The organism is Microbacterium proteolyticum, assembly GCF_030818075.1.
Taxonomy (GTDB): Bacteria; Actinomycetota; Actinomycetes; order Actinomycetales; family Microbacteriaceae; genus Microbacterium; species Microbacterium proteolyticum_A.
Window position 1 is genome coordinate 1,942,679 of sequence record NZ_JAUSZZ010000001.1, and the last position, 19,785, is coordinate 1,962,463.

Sequence of the window (19,785 nt, forward strand, 5' to 3'; positions counted from 1 at the left end):
GACCGCCGCTGAGAGTCATATATACGAAAGTGAACATACGACGCGCGTAACCTGTTGGTAAGTCCTCGGCGACCGCCATCGGCTTCAGGCCTCACCGGTCACGACGAAACCGAGGAATGGAAATGCGCTCACCGGTCATTGAATCCCGACTGGGTCCTATTCGCCAGACCTACGCAGGGACGACGGAGTTCCCCCCGATGGCGAAGGCCTACACCGAGCTGTCTCAGGTCGTTCGAGAGACCGGTCTCCTGCTGCGTGCACAGCGCTTCTACGCCGTCGTCGGCCTCGTGCTCGCGGTCGGATTCGCCGGGGCCATCGCCGGGTTCGTCCTCTTCGGCGACAGTTGGTATCAGCTGCTCATCGCTGCCGCACTGGGCGTCCTGTTCACCCAGGTGGCATTCCTCGCCCACGAGGCCGCGCACAAGCAGATCCTCGCCTCCGGTCCCGGGAACGAACGCCTCGCGCTGTGGCTGGGAGCCGGCGTCGTCGGTCTGAGCATGTCGTGGTGGGGCGCGAAGCACACCCGCCACCACGCCAACCCGAACCGCGTCGGCAAGGACCCGGACATCGAGGTCGACACGGTCTCCTTCCTCGAGGCCGACGCGGCGAAAGCACGTGGCTTGCGGCGATGGATCACCCAGAGGCAGGGCTGGCTCTTCTTCCCCCTCCTCACGCTCGAGGGCGCCAACCTTCACTTCCTCGCGTTCAGACACCTTCTCTCCCGCGGCGAGGTGAAGGGACGCCGCCGCGAGCTCGCGATCCTCGCGCTTCGGTTCTCGGTCTTCGTCGCCCCGGTGTTCGTCTTCCTTCCTCTCGGGATGGCGTTCGCGTTCCTGGGCGTCCAGCTCGCCGTGTTCGGCGTGTACATGGGCGCATCGTTCGCCCCCAATCACAAGGGCATGGCCGTCATCGCCCCGAACGCGAAGCTCGACTTCTTCAGCAAGCAGGTCCGCACCTCACGCAACATCACCGGCGGGTGGTGGGCGACGTGGCTCATGGGCGGCCTCAACTACCAGATCGAGCATCACCTGTTCCCGAACATGCCCCGGCCGCATCTGAGCCGGGCCCGCGCGATCGTCAAGGAACACAGCGAGACACTGAACGTCCCCTACGTCGAGACCAGTCTCTGGCGTTCGTATGGCATCGTCATCGCATATCTCAACCGTGTCGGCCTCGCGGCCCGCGACCCCTTCGAGTGCCCCATGACCTCCGCGGCCGCCCGAGCCTGATGCGCGACGTCCAACGTCACGGATGCCACGTGCCAGTAGCCGCGTCGGTTGCAGTCGGCAGGTGTACCCGGACGATGGGCCGTCTCGGGATCGTCTATCGTCACGCTTGCCGCGCGCGTAGAGTCCAGCTATGAGCGGCGCATCGACGGACGACGAAGACGGCAACACCTCGGGTGAGTCGCGACGCAGCCGTGCCCGGCGGATACGGTGGACGACGGCGACCGGTGAGCATCGGCAGGGCTATGCCGCGACCAATGAGACACAAGCTCGGCGCGATGCGGAGATCGAACGCGACAGGCTTTCGACCGACGACGAGGTTGCGCGGGAACACTGGGATGACGATGGCGGACCGAATCTGCCTCCACATCCGCCAAGTACTCGATCTCATTCGCCTCATCCCATCAAGCATTTCCCACCTCTCTGAGCGAGGTGCGCTGGCCTGATGATCCCCCAACGTTCCGCTTGCCTGGACTGCAGTCACCATGCCGTCGGAATACACAGTCAACGGTGATCCGCGACGGCTTCCACTGAGATCGCAGCGATGGGTCGAGAGATGAGTCCAGCGACTGTCGTACGGGAGCCGGCCACACCCCGCAGAGTGAAGGCGGAGAGTGGGGCTTGTTCAGAGGTACTCGAATAATTCGACAGGGGTGGCGAAGCTCCATCAGCTGGCGAATCTGGAGCCAAGCCGAGTCGCAGCGGCCAGCCGCCCTGTACCCCGCCGAGCTCGACGATTGACTGACGCGGAGAAGCTGGTGTTCGTTGACGGCTACAAGCGAGGAGATCCGGTCGCTGATCTTGCTCGTCAGCTTGGGGTGCATCGCACGACGCTCGACACGTTGGTTGCGCGCTTGAAGCTGAGTCGGGTAGATCCAAATGAGGTGCCGGCGAAGCTACGTGATTCCTTAGTTGAGAAGTATCGGGCGGGGGAGTCCCTAGCTGCGATCGGTGAAGAGTATGGGTTCAGCGCTAATAAGGTACAGCGGTTGCTCGTGTCGATGGGTGAACCGATCCGGCCACGTGGCCCAAAGAAGCCGACAATCACTGACGAGAAGGTCCAGCGGATGGTCTCGCGGTACGAGCAAGGCGAGGCGATTGCAGCTATAGCAGCATCAGCCGGCGTCAGCTACGCGCAGACCAGAGCATGCTTGCTCAATGCAGGCATACAGATGCGGTCGCGCGGGGGAGCGCGATAAATCGCGCCACCAGGAACGACCCGGCGCCCGCGGCTCCGCGCCGCTTGCGTCCAACGACAGCACCCCTCCTGAAGGAGGTTCAGGGTGGGACCAAGCCCGCGACAGCTGTAGTGCCCCGTTCACGCGCGGTGCGCCGAACGAGCACCTCGCGGCATCCGCCACGGTTTGCGCATCTAGGCTGCGAACAGGTAGGCCCAGAACTTCTTCGCTGGGCCGGAGACGAGCTTCTTCCACCTATTTCGTACTCCCCACCGAAGCTCCCGCGCGAATTTGCGGACGACGCCGGTTTTGAGGTCCGCCTCAATACGCGCACGGTGAGCGTATTCAGCGTCCAGGTCCTTTCTCATCTGAAGCGCCATGCGAGCGACACGGCGAGAGTGTCTGGGTATCCGTTCCCCGCGGAGCCAAGCGGCGACGGTTTCGAAGCCGGCCCACGCCATCTGTGCATACCCCCACCGAGGGACGGTCCACGGACTTAGCCCCTCACGGTCCGCACGCGAAAGCGCTCCGAGTCCATCCATCAGTTCAAGCGTGGCGGTTCGATGTCTTCCTTGTCCGCCGGCCATATTGGCTGCGCCAGCCGCGAGTCCGTTTGCGACGACGTCCCATTGCTCCTCGTAGGGTGTGCACTCATTACCAAATCCCGCCTCTGCCTCGGTCGAGTTCGCGTACTCAGCAAACCCGTAGAAGGCCATCATGACCTTCTGGACCTCCTCGCGAACTACCCGGGTCTGTTCATCGCGACGTCGCGCCCTCTCGTTGAAGAGAGTGATGCTTTGAGCAATGAGCACGCCAACGAGAGCAAAGGTGGGCACCGCCATAGCCACCCACAGCGGCGTCGAGGCTTCCATACGCTTGAGGGTATCGGTCATCGCGATCGGCCAGGCAACACCTTGAGGCACCACGCCGGCCGCGCCACGAATCGTTGGAGGTTGCGCCGGATATTGTCCGGCGGCAACCCCTGGATTCCGTGTCAGGATGAAGCGAGAGCAGCGTCGAGAGTCGAAGCGAACCCTGTTCTTCCCTCCCTCAGAAACTGAAAGAACGCGTCATAGTCGCGTGGGGTTAAGAAGTGGAACGCGTACTTTTCTGTGCCCAGCATCGCGTTCAGCACAGCGAAGTGAGCGGTTGCCGCCACAAATTTCGCGCGATTCTCATCTGACGGCTCATCGATCTCGTCGTCTCCCTTGATCTCGACGACTAGGATTCGACCTTTCGTCGCGATGAAGAAGTCCGGATTAAAGTGGCCTCGCCGAAAGTGTTCTCCCTTCCGCCATCCGAATTCGATCGAATAGAAATCCTGGTCCGTCGATTTGATCCAACCGGAGGTGACCGCGGCGTTCTCAGGTTTAATCAAGTCTTTCACAAACACCCGCTCGGGGCGATGGTTCGCGATAGCAATGTTCAGTGGCGTCTTGAAGTGGAACTTGTTCGATACTTCTTCGACTGCAGAGCGAGGCAAAGAATCGTCTTCGAGAACGTCGTTCAGCACCCGCCGCGTCTCTTCATCGCTAAGCGACGCTGAATCTTCGTCTGCGAAGACAGTGGCATCGCCTCGTCGAAGCCCCGAGACGCTGATGCTGTCACGATGACGCTGAGCCGTCGACAGTTTCACAAGCTCGTTCGGCTTTGAAACATACCTCACCGTATGGCTCGACTTTCGATGCACCACTCCGAAGGCTGCCTGTAGCCTCTGACGGTTGTCCTCACTCACCAAGTCATCCGTTTCGCCCACGCGCTTCAATGATTCGCGAATCAGCTCGCGCAGCCAGACGACTGAGTATTTGCTTGCGTAGTCGGTCGACTCTTCGAGGTCGATCGCGCGGAATTTGGAGTGGATGTGCTCAGCAACCTCATCGACGGAGAACATCTTGTAGCGAATGAGAGTACGCTTCTCACGCTGACTCCCCGTGACCACGCGGCTGTAGGTGGTCTCACGCTCTAGCTGCGACACTTGGGAAGCCAGCGAAACGTAGCCTTTCGAGAAGTCGTACTCCTCCGGGGCATTGTGCTCTTCGGATTCCTGGGACTTGCTGTAATCGATGTTCTCAATCTCGAAGTTGTAGTCCACTTCCTTATCTGAGACCTGCGAGACAAGACGGTTCTCGATTTCGAGAACCTCGTCGACAAGGTGGCGTATTCGAGATGACCACGCATCATGATTAAAGACCGTTAGTACAGGTCTTTCGCCGCGATACGAGTCAGGCACGCGTAACCCTCGACCTAGCACCTGTGCGATGAGCAGTTTGCTCGAGAACGCCCTTTCCTCATGAGGCACCACTTGGAAGACGTTCTTCACATCCCAACCCTCCGTAAGCATGCTCACCGAGACGATCCACTCGACAGCGCTGTCCGCCTGATCCACGGAAGCGAGCTGAACGACGTTCCGCTTATGGTCCGGATCTGAGGTGACCGTCAAGACTTTCGCCGCCGCTTGATCCTGCGGGAGCTCCTCAATCGACGCGAGGAAGGAGACGAGGTCACTGGCGAGGCGCTTTGCGGCCGCAATGTCCCGCGTCACGAGCAATGTGAGGGGCTTTACCTTCCGGTAAAACTGCTGATTGCTCTGATGGTTGTCATAGACCTTCTGGAACTTCTCGTCCCGCGCGCCCGTCGAGTCTTCCGCGACGTAATCGATAGTTTTTACTACGCCCGCATCGATGGCCTCGCGGAGGGAGTATCGGAAGACAACATCCGGGAAGTAGGCGTCGTCCACGTAACAAGTTCCGGAAACACCCACCACGTAGCGAAAGCCGATGTCGTTGGCCCCCACGAACTCCGCCCAACGGCGCATGTCGCCGTTGGAGGAGTAAAGGTGATGGGCCTCATCGTTGAGGATCAAGGTGCGGGCGCCCTTACCCACCAACGTGGGGCGAATCGAGCTGCGCGACGAGGCGAAGGTCGCGTGGTAGTTCTCGACGCAAAACGGCGCCAGGCACGATTGACTCGGTGCCGTTGATAATCGCCGGCGCCTGGTACACCGAAGCGGAAGGCATCGCCGCCCGCAGCGCCTCGCTAGAGGCGAGACTCTTGAACTTGTCGGTCAGCCCCGCCTCGATCGTCAAGGAAGGGCAAAGCACGACAACCTGATCCACCGCCCCAATCCCGAGCATGATGGCAGCGATGCCGTACATCACGTAGCTCTTCCCCGTACCCGTTGCCAGGTCAAGACTGCAAGAAAGCTGATCGGGGAAGAGCAACTTTCGCTCTGCCGCAGCCTCTCCGCCGTAAACGTCCTTCAGCGTGGGGCTGGCATCAAGGTTCTCCCGCATCAGAGCGCGGAGGTTCGGGTAACGCTCCCCAAGCAAGTACCGAAGGGTTACGCGGATCGCGTCTTTCTGGTAGTCGCGCGTCGAGCAAAGTGCGTCCAAGAACGGCTCGTAAGGCGTGAGGTCCAGAACGGTAGGGTCGATCGCCTTGGTCACGTTGAGCACGAGGTCGGTGTTGGTGACGGACGCTACGGCCACTGACACTAGCTGACACCGTCCGATTTGGTGACGGGTTCGCGCACGATGAATGAGTCGCGAGCCTTCACCTCCGTGTACTCGTTACCAAACACATCGAGATAGACGATCATCGCGAAGTCCCCCAAGCTCTTGCCGCTCAACTCGATCTTCCAGTCGCTGTCCTCGAGCTCGGCAGCGAACTTTACCTCGTCCAGCACGAACGGCGGCGCTGAGTCCGAGTCTGCTGCCTGATCATACGGATAGTCGAAGTCGATCAGGACCGCCGCCAGAGTTTTTCGATTACCTCGTGCCGTGACTCCACGGGCCAACGCTTCGCTGTTGAACTCCTCGATGCGCACAAACGCGACCTCGGAATCGCCGTTCTGTTCTCGCCAGTAGTCGCATCGCACGGAAGGCTGCTGAATGAAATCGAAGCCCACGGCGTCGACGGTGCGGTTCACATCGTCCGCATCAATCGGCTGGCGCAACGCCTCGAAGGGGCGGTCGTGCAGCTCGTTCACTATCGAGTACGGAATCCGCAGGACGTAGTAGCGGACTTCACCGTGGTCGATGTAGTCCTCAAGGAACGCGACGCTCGCAGCGGGGGCAATGATGAAGACATCGGCGCTGGATCGGCTCCCGATCTGCGAGTGGAGATTGTCTATGAACCCGTGATCGAGAACAACGCCACCGTCTTGCCTGTGATTGAAGACGAGGACGTCCGCGCCGTTTCGGTAGCCGTCAAGCTCGATCCCAGCGACCTTGTGTGGATCGTCCACGCACCCAAAGAGGTTCAGGGCGAAGAACCGCCAGTCGAGCCACGCGAGGTCGCGAAGTCGAGCGAAGTCATAAAGGCCAGCATTGCTAAGCGTGAAGGGCGACGCCGAGAGCGATCGACCCTTGTTGCCGATGTTCGCCTTTAGGCTCAACATCCGCTTTTGGATTGTATAAACAGCAAGCTTGCCGGAGTCAATTGCGATCCATCGACGCCCCAGCTTCTCCGCGACCGCGGGCGTTGTTCCCGAACCAGCGAATGCGTCCAGCACAAGGTCGCCTGGTTTCGTAGTTGCGCTAATGATGCGTTCGAGGAGCGCCTCTGGCTTCTGCGTGGGGTACCGCTGATTCTGGCTGCGGTCCGCAGGCTGAAGCATGGACATCCGCCACACATCGTCAACGGCCTTTGTATCTGTCTCCTGGTATATGACCTTGCCGTCCGAGCCCCTCACGTTGACGAGCTTCTGCGTCTCTTTGTTCCACTTGCGAGCGAGCTGTTTAACGGGACCTTCCAGGCGCAACTCCTTCAACGGCGTGAAGTTGAAAGTCGACGTCTTCGAGTACCAGTAGATGACGTCGTGATTTGAGGCGAACCTTTTAACGTTGCCCTGCATCTTGTTGTAGTAGTGCCAAACGATTTCGTTTCGGAAGTTGCGTTCCCCGAAGACTTCGTCCATGAGCACCTTGACGTAATGCCCCTTCTTGGAGTCGAGGTGCACAAAAATCGATCCATCATCAGATAGAAGCTCGCGAAGCATAATCAGGCGGCGACGCAGGAACTCGAGGAAGGCCGCGCCGACCACACGATCCTGGTACGCCCTCTCCTCGTCGCCCCCAACGAAATCGCGAGCTGAAGCGAACGGTGGGTCAATGTAGATCAGGCGGGCACCGGGCTGGCCATCAGCACTTTTAAGTTCGCCGCTGCGCTTCAGGTCAAGCAGCGTCTTTGCGGCTTGGAGGTTGTCTCCGAAGATCAGGCGGTTGGCCCACCCCGAACCCGGAGGGGCGCCAAACTCGCGGATCACCTGGAGAGGAACGGCCATCGTATTTGCGATGACGTCTTCCTCGCGCTCCTTCCCGACGTACGTGAGCTCGTACTCGTGCCGATCAGGCGGGAAAAGCGAGCTCTTGTACTCGCGCGGTAGGTCCTCGCCTCTTGCCAGCAGTTCTGCCAGATGGGCACGCTCGTCCGTCGATAGTCCGCTCATAGCTCGTCTCTCGCGCCAGGGTTGTGAAGGTGTGGGCGCCTGCCGTCATGATACGAGTGACCACCGACACCCCACGTCTTGGGCCGACGTCAAGTAGATTCTCGACGTCGGCCGCAGCGCCTGGCTGGGCGGTGAGCACGGCGATCTAGGGCGTGTCTGACAATGTCTTGGTCCAGGTGATGGTGGCGTGGATGAGGACGGCGGCGCGGAATACGACCGCCAACTTGTCGTAGCGGGTGGCGAGGCCTCGCCATTGCTTGGTGTGGCAAAACCGCCGCTCGATGACGTTGCGGTTGCGGTAGTCATCGGCGTCGAGCCCGACGGGCCTGCCGCCGCGGGATCCGCGGCGTTTGCGGTGACCTTGCTGGTCACGCGGTTCCGGGATCACGGCCTTGATTCCCCGGCCGCGCAGGTGCGCTCGAATCGCGCGCGACGAGTACGCCTTGTCGCCGCGGACCGCATTCGGACGTGTGCGAGTGAAGCGCCCTGGGTCTGATGGAGACTCGCGCTATTTGATTCCGACCAGCTGATCGCGGTCGGCTTGGACAGCATAGAACGCGTTCTCGAACTCGGCGGGCGGGACGTCGCCGAGGTAGCCGTGGAGGCGCTCGGTGTTGTGCCAGTGGACCCAGCCGAGGGTCGCGAGCTCGAGATCCTCGACGGTCTTCCACGGCCCGGATCGTGCCGGCCCGCGGACGAGTTCGGCCTTGAAGTACCCATTGACTGTCTCGGCCAGGGCGTTGTCATAGCTGTCGCCGACGGTCCCGATCGACGGGGTGGCGCCGATCTCCGCGAGCCGCTCCCCGTAGCGAATCGACGTGAATTGAGAGCCCGCATCGCTGTGACACCGCAGGTCCGCGTGGCGGTGCCCGCGGGACCAGCGTGCCATCTCGATCGCGTCGAGGACCATCTCGGTACGCATGTGCGACGCGACCCGCCACCCCACGATCATCCGACTGAACGCGTCGACGATGAAGCAGACGTAAGCGACGCCAGCCCACGTCGGCACGAACGTCAAATCGGTCACCCAAAGCCGGTTCGGTGCGGTCGAGGTGAACTCCCGCCGCACCAGATCCGGGTGTCTGGCCGATGTCGGATCCGCCCTGGTGGTCTTGACCCGCTTCGAACGTCTCACGCCCTCGATCCCGGCTGCCCGCATCAGCCGCGCGGTCTGATCCCGTCCGATCATGATCCCGACGCGTCCGGCAGCCTTCCAAAGCTTGCGGACCCCGTAGACCCGGTAGTTCACGTCCCACAACTGCACCAGCTGCGGGATCAGCTCTTCGTCGCGGACGGCGCGAGCTGACGGGGAACGGGTCTTGGCGGCGTAATAGCTGCTCGGAGCCACCTGCAGCAATCTGCAGATGAGCTCGACTCCGAGCCGGCGACCATCGACCAGGTCGTCCTTGTTCGCGTCGATGAACGCGACTACTTCCGGTAGTGGCGGTCGAGCTCCGCCCCGAAGAAAGACGCGGCCCGCTTCAGCACCTCGTTGGCGCGGCGCAGCTCCCGGTTCTCCTGCTCCAGCTCCCGGATCCGCTGCGCCTCCGTGGTGCTCACGCCCGCGGTGACGCCGTCGTCGATGTCGGCCCGCTTCACCCACATCCGCACGGACTCGACCCCATAGCCGAGCTGCGTAGCGACCCGCTGCACCGTCCCCTGGGTGACTCCGAGCTCGGCGCGCAGCGTCCTCACCATCCGCACCGCGGCGGCCTTCTCCTCATCCGAATACCCACGCGTCGTCGGCTTCCCGATCGCCTGTTCCTTCGGCATAACCCCATCCTCGTTTCCAAGGTCAGGAGCCTCCAACAAACCCAGGGCGCTTCATTCCTCCTTTGTGCGCGCGACCGGGAACCGGGATGGTTCTCGTGGAATCGCGGAGCACAAACGAGGGGGCTGGGCCTCAATCGGGGGAATGGTCGGGGCGGCCGGCGAGCTGCGTCCTTACGTGGACGTGCTCGAGCCGGCCGCCGGGGTAGAGGCGGTGCCTCAGGTTGTCGTGGCCTTCGCCCGCGGCGTCTTCGGCGCTGGGGTGGCATCGAAGATGGCGGCGATGGCGTCGCGTTTGCCTGCTGCCTCGCGTTCGATCTCGTCGCGGACGTCTTGTGCGCGGCGTTGGATGGCTGGGTCGGCTTTGGTTGTGTCGATCCAGGCTTCGATGGCGAGGCGGACTTCGTCGGTGACGGTCCGGTCGTTGAGCTGGGCGATGATGTCCAGCTGGGTGCGGGTGGACTCGTTGAGTCTCACCGCGAGGGGTTTGATCGGGCCGTAGCCGAGTCCATTGGCGGACGCGGGCGTGGCGGGTGTGGTGGTGGCGTTGGACTCGCTCATGAGCGGGTCACCTCCTTGACGGGTGCGGCCGAGAACTCAGGACGAATTCTCTACAGACCGCAGACCGGCAACGAAGTGCGTGGGAGCGGGTGCCAGAACTGAACTGCAGCACCCGCTGTATCCAGTGAACGACGGAACGCGCGGGGTGCCAACCGTCCGATCGAACAGCGCCGCCTATCCCCCAATCTGCTGCCGCCTCCGTATCGGAGCGCGGCGGCACCTCGCCGGGCAAGTCACATCGCCCAACCACCCATGGCGTCGCGGTTAGCCTAGGTGTTGTGGCTGGGGAGGTTGGGGGCGCGTGAGGCGGGTGTGCCGTTGATGGCGGTGTGGGGTCGGTGGTGATTGTAGTGATGCAGCCAGGGGGCGAATGCGGCTGTTCGTTCGGTTTCTGATCGGTAGGCGCGGGCGTAGGCCCATTCCTCGAGGAGGGTGCGGTTGAGGCGTTCGACTTTTCCGTTCGTCTGGGGTCGGTAGGGGCGGGTGCGAACGTGGCGGATGGGGCCGAGGGCGTCGCGGAAGGCGTGCGAGCGGTAGCCCGTGCCGTTGTCGGTCATGACGGCTTTGACGTCGATGCCGGCGTCGGTGAACCAGGCGTGGGCGCGGGTCCAGAACGCGGTCACAGTGTCTTTGCGTTCGTCGTCGAGGATCTCTGAATACGCCAGGGCGGGAGTGGTCGTCGACGGCGGAGTGGATGAAGGCGTATCCGTGGCCGATGCCGCGGCGGTTCTTCTTGCCCGCCTGGGGGCCGTGGATGCGGTGTCCGCCTCCGTCGGGGATACGTCCGAGCTTCTTGACATCCATGTGCACCAGATCGCCGGGGGCGGCAGCTTCGTACCGGTTCGTTGTGGCGCGGCTGGTTTTGATCCGCACCCCCGTGCCGGGATCGGTCCATCGCAACGGCGGGCACCCGTAACGACGCAGGATCGCTTGCACCGTGGAGCGGTTCAGCCGCAGCTGCGCGGCGATACGCGCCGGCCCCCACCGTTTCGACACCCGCAGATTCACCACCCGCCGCTCCACCCGCCGGCAGGTGCGGTTCGGGTTCACGCGGGGCCGGGAGGAGCGATCCACCATGCCCGCCCGGCTTCGCGGTAGCGGTGAGCCCAGCGGGCCGCGGTGGTGACGCCGACACCGAAACGATCGGCGGCGCGGTGCAGAGGCCACTCGTCGTCGACGATCAAACGGGCAAGGCGCAGCCTGCCAGCGGGCGCAAGAACAGCGTTAGCGTGGGACATCGAGGACCTTCTGGTTTGGGAGCGGTCAGTTGTGGTGACTCCACTCCACCAGAAGGTCCTCGCCTACGCTCACGTCCCTAACCACCCAGGTCAGAACACCTAGGGCTTTCGCACTTACCGCTCGTGAGGCTGTGTGGGGAACGGGGAAAGTGCCCCTGACTTGGGAGAATAGGGCTTGTCTAGAGTCTTTTTCGTCCCCAAGAAGGAGCAATTTCGAGGTAGAGAGTACCGGAGCGTATCCACGCATTCATGTCGATGCCGCGTCGGTGTCCGCAGTCGGTCAGGCGGGTGGCGTCCTGCTGACCGAAACGGTCCGCGCGACGGGCCTGGACCGGGCGCTGTCGGAGGCCTTGGCGCCGTGGCGTAAGCCATTCGCGGTCGACGATCCAGGCAAGGTCATTACGGACCTCGCAATCGCTCTCGCGTTGGGGGCGATGCTCTCGCGGACATCGGCGTGCTACGTGAGAAGCTCGGAGTGTTCGGACGCGTCGTATCCGATCCCACATCGTCCCGCACGATTGCGGCTCTCTCTGTGGATCCGAGTCGCGAAAGACACCGGCCTACGCAACCTGCCGCTGCACGGGTTCGATCAGAACCGGATCTGGTGCCACCTCGTCTCTCGGCCACCCCGACCAACAGACCCGACGATGGGAACCGAGACGACTCCGCCTCCGCCTCTTAAACATCCCCGCAGCGGTCGCACGCACCGGCAGACGCACCACCCTGCACCTCTCCAGCCAGACGCGATGGGCTGCAATGACTCTCGCCACAATCAGCCGGCTCCGCGCTCACGCGAGAGCTCGCGGCTGACACCGCGGACCCCACGCCCACCCACGACACAGAACACCCCGGCCTGGAAACCCGCCCAGCAGCGACGAGCGACTCAATGTCGTACCCGCAGACCAGAATCAGACCCGCACGAGCGCACCGACGCTCAGCCCACTCACCCCAGAAGCCCGCTGAAAGATCGAGGCTAGAGGCGCCCTCTAGTCGATCGCATCACTGAGGTCAAGGTTCTTGTCGAGGCAGCTGAAGTTGCTCTTGTGATACGTCGCATCATTCCGATAGCGTGCGAGTCACCTGAGCATCTCCTATTTAGTGCCTAGGTGATACATCCAAATCAAAAGTTGGGGGGCAACGTGAGAAATTTCGGTCGGCGCGTGGCGGCTTCGGTGGGCGCTGTCGCGCTCGCCGCAGCTGGCACGACTTTGCTGGCGACACCGGCGATGGCATCCATCGGCGAGTGCTCGAGCGGCAGCTTCTGCCTCTGGGATAACCCAGACCAAGATGCGTACTTGTACGGCAACAGTGGTAACGCGAGGTACGTCGGCAACTCGGCGAATGATCGTGCTTCATCGATCTACAACCACGGCAATTACTGCGACATCCGCTACTGGGAACACGCAGATTACGGCGGGTACTACGGCGACCTCGCCCGGGGTAACTCCTACAACAATCTCGGCGCTAAGTGGATCGTGGGTCCGTCTATGACATGGACGGATCGGATCTCTTCGTTCTACTGGGTGTGCTGAAGCGACGACTAATGAGGCCCGGGGGGTCGAGTGATTCGGCCCCCCGGGCCTCTCAGCTACGGTGTTTCAAAAATGACGTCGCGCGTGAACGATGTGTAAAAAATATCCGATGTAAACTCTCATGTGGAGTCCGCAAACAGTTCAAAGCAGGGGGGGGCACGAACATGACTTTTCGAGGACGCAGGTACGCGCTTGGGATGGCCGCAGCAAGCGTCATGGTGCTAGCTGGGTGTTCTACTACTACTGATTACAGTGGAGTGGAGTTGAAGTCGGGTTTAGCAGAACTCGACCCGAGTAGTCAAACCGTGACATACCCGCTCGACGCCTATCAGCTAAGCGCGAGTGATGATAGAACCGTTCGCTACGCTGAGGATCTACTTGTGCGAGACTGCGTCGAAGAAAAAAGCAGTGACGCCGACGTCGAGATCGTTGACCGGCGGAAACTTGGTAACGAAACGACGGTTCCCTCGTCCTTCGGGCTTTGGGATCCGGAGCGTGCAGCACGTTATGGCTATTCGGACCCGCCGATGAGCGACACTATGCAAAACCTCCTTGCGCTCAACTCGAGCATGCCATCTAATGTTCAGGCGCTCTGGTCTTCCTGTTTGTCGAGCGTCGACTTCGCCTCGCACGGTCTCGATACGAGCTTCCTGTCGAGCGACACAAATCTGGCCGCTCGCGGCTACAACGAGGCCGTTGGGCAGGCCAGCGCCACCTCGGAGTGGTCTGATGTGCGCGAACGATGGATCGACTGCGTGTCGGATGAGGGCCTCGTCCCCGATGAAATGACCTTGGCAGGCATCGAGGGAGTAGCGGAGATGGGTTCGGAGCAACAAATTCGGGCCGCACTGGTCGATGTGAGCTGCAAGAAGGACGTTGACTTTGTGCAGACTCTTGCCGACATCATCGGTAGTTACCAAATGGTTTACATCGAGCAAAACGAGTCCGCTCTGGTGGAGCAGCAGTCGAGGGCAAAGGGCGTTCTAGACGCTGCGGCGGTTGTGATCTCACAGCATGGTGGCTGAAACCCATCGTCGACGACGGCGAGCCCGTCCGCACCGATGGATGATCACAGTAACAATAGTCTCGATCGGGTTGCTCGCAGTAGCTTTCTGCGCCGGGTACACGCTCCAAGCTGGTCAGCGTCAGATCGCAGATAACGCCGTCGCCGAGATTGAGGTGTCCGCGTCCGCTGTAGATCGGACACCAAGCTTGCCTCCCTCTATCGCGACTCTTCAGTCTTCACCCGATGTCGTGGTTTCTTCCTGGATACCGGAGGGCGCGCAGCGAGCGGTCATCACGGACGTGCCAATCCAAGTAGCGAACGCAGTTCCGAATGCCCAACCCCTCATTGCGGTTTCGGGTACTCCTGTCTTTGGCCTCGAAATTTCCCTACAGCCATATAGGGACATGAGACTGGGCATGTCAGGGCCCGATATCGCGGGCCTCAATGCCGCGCTCTCTAAAGCTGGCTATGCGGTAGACGCGAATGCCGAAAAATTCGACACAGGCACTCAAGAGGCTATCGCGCAAATGTTTCAGAAGTTTGGATACATCGCTCCAGGTGACCCGGCGGGTGCGACTCTACCATTGGCGCAGATTGTGCGTCTTACTTCTACAGAATCGATCGTTTCGAAGGTGAGTTCAAAAGGTGCGGAAGTGAGCATCGGGTCGCCAATCTTCGAAGCTGTTTCTCCTGTGAGTGAAGTCACCGTTCGCGTCGATGTTGTTTCGAGTGAGGAGTTGTCGAATGGCACTGTAGCGACCATCGATATCCCCGGGCTCTCGGACAGCCAGCGCGGGACGGTGGTCGACGTAAGCGAATTTAGGGAAGCAGACGGTACTGAGAGCGGGAGCGATTTCCCTGGCAAAGATGTTCGAATCAGGTTGGATGTCCCATTAACGGGCGTCACCGGTGCTGTTGCATCCGTAAAATTTTCGCTGGATAGCGAGCCGAAGGTGGCGGTGCCGCTCATCGCCATCCGATCAGACTCGGGCTCGGAGTACGTAGAGCGCCGCGATACCAGCGGCGAATATAAGAGGGTCGATGTCGAGGTATCGTCTGAGGAATCTGGTTGGGCGCTGCTCGCGTCGGGATCTATCGCAGCGGGCGATACAGTTCGAATCACGCCATGACAAAAAAAGTATTACTTGAGTTACGTGGCGTCACGCGTCGGTACGGGGCTGAGACCACCTCGGCCGTCGCAGTTGACGGTGTTGACCTCAAGATATGCGAAGGAGAGTTTGTCGTAATCACTGGTCCGTCAGGGTCAGGGAAGTCAACCCTGCTGAACATTCTGGGCCTTCTTGATAAGCCCGACAGCGGTGAATATGCGATCGAGGGCAGAAGCTGCGCGGAGCTATCGGGCGCCGAGCTCGATAGGCTCCGCGGTGTCGAGTTTGGCTTCATATTCCAGGAATCATATGGAGTCGATGCTCGAACAGTGCAGGAGAACGTTGAACTACCGCTGATGTTGCGCGGCCTAGCGAGCGCGGAACGGCGGCGCCTAGCATTAGATGCAATTGCCAAGGTGGGCCTTTCGAAACGCAAGGCTCATGCTGTGATGAACCTGTCCGGCGGAGAGCGGCAGCGCATGGCAATAGCGCGCGCGATCGCAAGTCAACCCAAAGTATTGCTCGTCGACGAGCCCACAGGGAGTTTGGATTCGACTAACGCTGCAGGAATCGAAAAACTTCTTCTATCGCTGAACGACGACGGCGCCACTATCGTTGTTGTGACTCACGACGGACACCTCGCCTCCATCGCGAAGCGGATGATTACTCTTCGCGATGGGAAAGTGGTCTCAGATACCACCGATGCTACCAATGTGCCCTCGCCCTCTCACCTTAATCTTCAGCCGCACCACGCAAGCGCATCGCGCCTCGATCGGTTACGGGACCGCTTCCTCGACAGTCTAGCTAGTGTGGCCGAAAGAGGATCAAAAAGTCTTTTCAACATAGCTGTCATCGGGCTAGGCATTGCAGGTGTCGTGGCAGGGCTCGGCGTAAGTGCTTCCGCGAGTTCGGACGTAACCGCTATATTTAACGACGCTGCACTCGACGAAGTTCGCATTGGGACGGAGACGACCGACCCGCCAGTGACGAAGGACGACGTCGCTTCGGTCCTGAAGATACCCGGGGTAAGAGCAGCTGGGCTGTTTTACAATGTCTCTGACGGACGCCTGACGGCGACGCGTCTCCCTCCGACGGTTTCTCAGACAACGAGATTCTCAGGGACAATGATCGGGTGCTCTGCGGGTACTCTAGCGGTGCTTGGCGTTGCAAACTCCGAGGATTGGGAGGATCTTTTCGAGAATGAGGAGATGGCGACGCGACTAGTTCTTGTCGGGCGCAGTGCCGCCGATTCACTTGGTATCTCGAATGCTTCGCCCGGGGTTCAAGTATGGATAGAAGGAGTCTCCTACGACGTCGTAGGAATAGTTTCAGGCGATCGTACTCATTCGAATCTGGACAACTCTCTCATCTTCCCAAACGCGGCGGTAGATAGACGTTTGAGCCCTGGGCTTACCCCCACCTTGGTGATTCAAACAGAACCGGGGCTGGCTCACGCCGTCGCTCAAGCCGTTCCGATAACTCTCGATCCGACGGACCCGACTAGATACACCGCGCAGAGCACCGCCGACCTGGCGGAACTGCGCACTGCCGTGAGTGCGAGTCTCGGCGGTTGGTTTCTCGTCATTGCCGCGATCCTTCTCGTCGTTGCCTGTTTGTCAACGTCAAGTTCCCTCAGCGCAGCGGTGCTGTACAGGCGACGCGAGATTGGACTTCGTAGAGCTTTAGGATCCTCTCGTGCCTCAATTGCCTGGTTGTTCATGCGTGAGGGGGTCATAATCGGCATCGTAGGAGGATTGGTTGGTTGCTCGGTCGGGGTCAGCACACTCGTCATGATGGCGACGTTACAGGGGTGGGCTCTCAGCCTTTCCTGGCTGCAGATCACGGCTGGGGTTGCCCTGGGCGGGCTAACCGGGGCCATATCCTCGGTTGGCGGAGCAATTAGGGGCGCTCGGCTTGCCCCGGCTCAGGCGCTCCGCGAGTAGAGACCTAGGCGGTGAGCCTACGGCGACCACCTAACGCAGCCATTTCCATCGCGGCGCGCCGGGCGTGTCTCCCCGATACGCGCTCGCCTCTGTTACGCTGACGATCAGATTTGACTCGATCTTTCGGCGCTCGCGATTCCTCGACGAAAAACATGGCTCGTCCTCCGTCGCCGGTTCGCGTGAGCGGAACTTTGAGGTTTACTCGGGATCCACATCACATCTGAATACGTAGAAGACGGAGCTTGACCCGGTTTCCCGGACGGTTCTTGTGTGTTGATCATGTCGCGATTTCGCCGGTGGTGTGAAGGGCTTCGTAGTCGGCGGGGCTGAGGTAGTCGAGCGCGGAGTGCTGGCGGCGGGGGTTGTAGAAGCCCTCGATCCATTCGAACATCGCCGACGCGAGTTGCGTCCTTGAGTCCCAGTTCGTGCGGTCCAGCAGCTCCCGTTGCATCGTCGACCAGAAGCTCTCGATGAGAGCGTTGTCGACGCTGGAGGCGACTCTGCCCATCGATCCGAGGAGTCCGGCTTGGCGCAGCCGGTGTCCGAAGAGCCAGCTGGTGTATTGCGCTCCGCGGTCGGAGTGAACCATGGTTCCGGGTTCGGGCTGGCGCCGCCAGCGGGCCATCTCGAGCGCGTCCACGACGATCTCCGCGGTGATCCGATCCGAGATCGACCACTCCACGATCCGACGCGAGAACGCGTCGATCACCGCGGCGCAGTAGACCCATCCGTCTCTCGCTTGGATTCCAGCAGTCGTCGCAAGGCCTAGCGGAGAGGTGTTGCAGTGGCGGAGAAGAAGTACACCGACGAGCAGAAGGATGAGTTCTTCCGAGTTCTTGACCGAGGCGGGACCGTTCGCGCGGCGGCACGAGCGGCTGGGGTCCACGAGAACGCCGGATACAACTGGCTGCGCAAGACTGGGCTGACGATGCAGCGGGCGACCCCGCGCATCTACCCGCCGGAATTGAAGGAGCAGTTCCTGCGGCTTGTTCGCGAGCGTCAGATCATCTCGACCGTCGCACGCGAGCTGGGTATCCACCGCCCCACCGCGTACGCGTGGGCGCGGAAGGCGGGAATCTCTACGAGCGAAGCACGCCGGGTCAACCTCCGACGCGAGGAGTTCCTCCGTCTGAGGGCGGCGGGGCTTACGCGCGCGGAAGCCCGGGCACGAGTCGGCGCAGACGCCAGGTCGGCAACCGATTGGGACAAGGGCATCACCATCATCAGCCGCGGAAGGATCTACCCCGACGGTCGCATCGTGCGTTACCCCGAGCAGAACAATGGGGACGTGTCCGAACGAAGATCCCGTGCGATCGGCGGAAGCGTCGATCTGAACATCGTGGAGAAGGTCATCCACGGTCGATACGTCAGCCTTCTCGAGCGAGAACAGCTCCAGGACCTGCGCCGGGCCGGGCTTTCGATACGACGGATTGCGGAGGAGATGGGCCGGTCGCCGTCGACGATCAGCCGGGAGCTACGTCGCAACACGGTCTCCACCCGCGGATACATGCCCCACACCCGCGCACCGACTCTCGGTCAGGCGGCGAGCCAGACCGCGTCAGCCGAAGATCCTCGCCCACGCTGCACTTCGCTCCTACGTGCAGACCAAACTTGAGATGAAGTGGTCGCCGCAACAGATCAGTCACCGACTGGTCAAGGACTTTCCGGCGGCTCCGGAGATGCGCGTGAGCACCGAGACGATCTATCAGGCGATCTACGTCCACGCCCGCGGTGAGCTCAAGCGATCACTCGGACAGCAACTGCGGCGCGGTCGGGTTGCGCGTAAACCACACCGGCAGGCCGACGCGCGGCGTCCACGATTCGTCGATCCGATGAACGCCATCAGCAACCGACCGCCCGTCGTCGATTCCCGCGACATCCCAGGGCATTGGAAGGGAGACCTCATCATTGGAGCGTTGGGCGGCTCCGCGATGGCCACGTTGGTCGAGCGATCCACACGCTTCGTGATGCTGGGACATCTCGGGCGGGACCGGACCGCGGAAGCCGTCCGTGACTCGCTCATCGCGACCGTTCGAGATCTGCCTTCATCATTGCGGGGCAGCCTGACCTGGGACCAGGGCGCGGAGATGGCAGAACATCGCGCCTTCACCACCGCGACGGACTTCGAGGTCTACTTCGCCGATGCCGGCTCACCTTGGCAACGCGGCAGCAACGAGAACACCAATGGTCTCCTCCGGCAGTACTTTCCCAAGGGCACGGATCTCGCCGCGCACAGCGCCAACGACCTTCTGGCCGTCGCTCAGGAACTCAACGGACGCCCACGCAAATCGCTGGACTGGGACACCCCGGCCGAGCTAATGGCTGCTTTACTGAAGGCCTCGTGATCAACGTGTTGCGACGACTGCTGGAATCCAAGCCGTCTTGTGTTCGGTGATATCGGTCAGCCAGAGCCGGGTCGGCGCATCAGCTCGGAACTGCCACTTCACGAGATCCTCGTGGGTGGCGGTGTCAGGCTTCCACGCCTGTCGCTTCCGACGATGCGAGACGCCGACCAGCCCGTCGAGTCGCATCAGCCTCGCTACGCGCTTGCGGCCCACTTGAACACCGAGGCCCAGCCGCAGCTCCGCCAGCACCCGTGGGGCGCCGTAGGTCGCTCGGGAGGCGGAGTGGATGCGACGGATCGTCATCGTAAGCGTGGCGTCCGCGATCGCTCGCGGCGACGGTAGTCGAGAAGCCCATTCGTAGTAACCGGAGGTGGACACATTCAGGAACCGGCAGGCCACCGCGACAGGGATTCCGTCCGCGGCGAGCT

General features: G+C 61.5%; 15 protein-coding genes, 5 pseudogenes and 1 other annotated feature. Of the genes and pseudogenes, 10 read left to right on the forward strand and 10 right to left on the reverse strand.

Translation table 11 applies throughout. The features are described from left to right. Positions 1-116: 116 nt before the first annotated feature. The 3 genes from QE392_RS09005 (at position 117) to QE392_RS17525 (ending at position 2,425) form a co-directional block, all read left to right on the forward strand. Positions 117-1,229: a fatty acid desaturase family protein gene (locus QE392_RS09005; protein WP_373426454.1), complete on the forward strand. Its 1,113-nt coding sequence runs from the start codon at positions 117-119 to the stop codon at positions 1,227-1,229. Positions 1,230-1,359: 130 nt separating this feature from the next. Next, positions 1,360-1,653 (forward strand): hypothetical protein, encoded by a 294-nt coding sequence (locus QE392_RS09010; protein WP_307450836.1) that lies wholly within the window; start codon positions 1,360-1,362, stop codon positions 1,651-1,653. Positions 1,654-2,110: 457 nt separating this feature from the next. After that, positions 2,111-2,425, forward strand: a complete 315-nt coding sequence (locus QE392_RS17525; RefSeq protein ID WP_373426498.1) for a helix-turn-helix domain-containing protein — start codon at positions 2,111-2,113, stop codon at positions 2,423-2,425. 173 nt (positions 2,426-2,598) lie between these two features. Here the strand turns inward: QE392_RS17525 and QE392_RS09015 are convergent, their stop codons facing one another. From QE392_RS09015 to QE392_RS09050, 8 genes and pseudogenes are all read right to left on the reverse strand, one after another. Next, positions 2,599-3,297: a hypothetical protein gene (locus tag QE392_RS09015; RefSeq protein WP_307450839.1), complete on the reverse strand. Its 699-nt coding sequence runs from the start codon at positions 3,295-3,297 to the stop codon at positions 2,599-2,601. 101 nt (positions 3,298-3,398) lie between these two features. Then, entirely contained in the window at positions 3,399-5,267 is a 1,869-nt protein-coding gene (locus QE392_RS09020) for a DEAD/DEAH box helicase (protein WP_307450841.1), read from the reverse strand. A 13-nt stretch (positions 5,268-5,280) separates the two neighbouring features. After that, positions 5,281-5,892, reverse strand: coding sequence for a DEAD/DEAH box helicase family protein (locus tag QE392_RS09025; RefSeq protein WP_307450843.1), 612 nt, complete (start codon positions 5,890-5,892; stop codon positions 5,281-5,283). Positions 5,893-5,897: 5 nt separating this feature from the next. After that, complete coding sequence (locus QE392_RS09030) at positions 5,898-7,853, reverse strand: site-specific DNA-methyltransferase (RefSeq protein WP_307450845.1); 1,956 nt, start codon at positions 7,851-7,853, stop codon at positions 5,898-5,900. A 145-nt stretch (positions 7,854-7,998) separates the two neighbouring features. Beyond that, positions 7,999-8,343 (reverse strand): annotated as a pseudogene (locus tag QE392_RS09035) (transposase); the annotation flags it as partial. A gap of 18 nt (positions 8,344-8,361) precedes the next feature. After that, positions 8,362-9,626, reverse strand: a protein-coding gene (locus QE392_RS09040) for an IS3 family transposase (RefSeq protein WP_307450848.1) whose coding sequence is annotated in 2 segments (ribosomal slippage) — positions 8,362-9,323 and positions 9,323-9,626 — 1,266 coding nt in all. Because the reading frame shifts where the segments join, the coding sequence is not laid out codon by codon here. Then, positions 9,193-9,327, reverse strand: a sequence feature (AL1L pseudoknot). It overlaps the preceding gene by 135 nt. Before the next feature lie 216 nt (positions 9,627-9,842). Then, positions 9,843-10,184, reverse strand: coding sequence for a hypothetical protein (locus QE392_RS09045; protein ID WP_307450850.1), 342 nt, complete (start codon positions 10,182-10,184; stop codon positions 9,843-9,845). A 269-nt stretch (positions 10,185-10,453) separates the two neighbouring features. Further along, positions 10,454-11,422 (reverse strand): annotated as a pseudogene (locus QE392_RS09050) (IS481 family transposase). Positions 11,423-11,667: 245 nt separating this feature from the next. Between QE392_RS09050 and QE392_RS09055 the strand changes: the two are divergent. The 5 genes and pseudogenes from QE392_RS09055 to QE392_RS09075 form a co-directional block, all read left to right on the forward strand. Beyond that, positions 11,668-11,969 (forward strand): annotated as a pseudogene (locus QE392_RS09055) (transposase); the annotation flags it as partial. Positions 11,970-12,582: 613 nt separating this feature from the next. Further along, entirely contained in the window at positions 12,583-12,954 is a 372-nt protein-coding gene (locus tag QE392_RS09060; RefSeq protein WP_307450852.1) for a peptidase inhibitor family I36 protein, read from the forward strand. Between the two features lie 257 nt (positions 12,955-13,211). Beyond that, a complete protein-coding gene (locus tag QE392_RS09065; protein ID WP_307450854.1) occupies positions 13,212-13,979 on the forward strand; it encodes a hypothetical protein in 768 nt (255 codons plus the stop codon). 385 nt (positions 13,980-14,364) lie between these two features. Next, entirely contained in the window at positions 14,365-15,090 is a 726-nt protein-coding gene (locus QE392_RS09070) for a hypothetical protein (RefSeq protein WP_307450856.1), read from the forward strand. Continuing rightward, positions 15,087-17,012, forward strand: coding sequence for an ABC transporter ATP-binding protein/permease (locus tag QE392_RS09075; RefSeq protein WP_307450858.1), 1,926 nt, complete (start codon positions 15,087-15,089; stop codon positions 17,010-17,012). The genes QE392_RS09070 and QE392_RS09075 overlap by 4 nt, the downstream gene beginning before the upstream one ends. Positions 17,013-17,289: 277 nt before the next feature. On the opposite strand, the gene QE392_RS09080 is transcribed toward QE392_RS09075, so the two are convergent. Next, positions 17,290-17,832 carry an IS3 family transposase gene (locus QE392_RS09080; protein ID WP_444875308.1) on the reverse strand — a complete coding sequence of 181 codons (543 nt, stop codon included), beginning with the start codon at positions 17,830-17,832 and terminating at the stop codon, positions 17,290-17,292. On the opposite strand from QE392_RS09080, the pseudogene QE392_RS17585 reads away from it, so the two are divergent. Both QE392_RS17585 and QE392_RS09090 read left to right on the forward strand, forming a co-directional pair. After that, positions 17,797-17,940: pseudogene (locus tag QE392_RS17585) on the forward strand (transposase); the annotation flags it as partial. The gene QE392_RS09080 and the pseudogene QE392_RS17585 sit on opposite strands and share 36 nt — an antisense overlap. Beyond that, positions 17,941-19,357: pseudogene (locus tag QE392_RS09090) on the forward strand (IS30 family transposase). It abuts the pseudogene before it with no gap. Here the strand turns inward: QE392_RS09090 and QE392_RS09095 are convergent. Continuing rightward, on the reverse strand, positions 19,358-19,735 hold the full coding sequence (locus QE392_RS09095) for an IS3 family transposase (RefSeq protein WP_307450862.1): 378 nt from the start codon (positions 19,733-19,735) through the stop codon (positions 19,358-19,360). Between the last annotated feature and the right edge of the window lie 50 nt (positions 19,736-19,785).